The 995-nt window shown below is 55.1% G+C and carries 1 protein-coding gene; it reads right to left on the bottom strand.

The genetic code is table 11. From position 1 onward, the window contains the following. Positions 1 to 167 precede the first annotated feature (167 nt). A partial coding sequence (locus HMPREF2787_RS11290) for an IS30 family transposase (RefSeq protein ID WP_070859019.1) occupies positions 168 to 995 on the bottom strand: 828 nt, incomplete at its 5' end.

Here is a 995-nt window from a genome sequence, read left to right as displayed (position 1 = left end):
CATGCGGACACACTTTTCTTTACTTAACCCCCAACTTGCACCCCACGCTTGATGGGTTCAGTTGCAAAAAGTGCGTCCGCTCAGCGCGTTGCCAGGCGGGGCATCTTTCGCTGCTTACCTAAATGCGAGTTAGTGACCGCGTTTATGGCAAAAATGACCCGGTAGGGTCAGGCGGTCATTGCATCATGGATAACACCAGAGATTACCTCCCGAGGAGTTAACCCGCCGAGTACTACCCTCGGCCGGTTATTCAGCAATGCTTCCGCCTCGGCGACCTCTTGGTCGGTGACATCGGTAAAGTTGGTTCCTTTGGGGAAATAAAACCGGATATCCCGGTTCATCCGCTCATTGCTACCTCGCTGCCACGGTGAATGCGGATCGGCGAAAAACACCTGGATATTCTCCGCGACAGAAAACTCCGTGTGTTTGGCAAACTCCACTCCCTGATCCCAGGTCAACGTCGAAATCGTGGTGTCCATCGACTCTTTGAGCCGACGAATCATCCGCACCATGACCTCATTGACGCTTGTGGCAGTATGGTCAGTGCCGAGTCTGCCGAGGAGCACAAACCTGCTGCGGCGTTCCACCAACGTCGCTAAAGCACTGGTGCCATCTGCGCCAATAATCAAATCCCCTTCCCAATGACCGGGTACAGCACGGTCGTTGGCTTCCGCTGGGCGAAGTGAAATATTGGCATCATGAGTCCAGCGTTTTCCACGTGGTTTGGGCACCCCGGCTAGAAGCGAGCGGGGTTTACGCTCTGGCCGGGTAGTCCGGCAGGACTTTTCAAACACAAGTTCTTTGCGCAAGCTGCCTGCCCCTTGTACGTAAAGGGCCTGGTAAATCGACTCGTGGCTAATAGTCATGGACGTATTATCACCCCACAGTGCAGCCAACCTGTCACTGGCCTGACGCGGCGAGGCACCACGGTTGAGCAGATCAACAACCTGGGCGCGTAAGAACCGATTGTCATCGAGTTTGCGCAGCTTAGGGCG

Source organism: Corynebacterium sp. HMSC061H03 (assembly GCF_001838215.1).
Lineage (GTDB): Bacteria > Actinomycetota > Actinomycetes > Mycobacteriales > Mycobacteriaceae > Corynebacterium > Corynebacterium jeikeium_D.
This window is presented reverse-complemented; position numbering and strand designations above follow the sequence as displayed.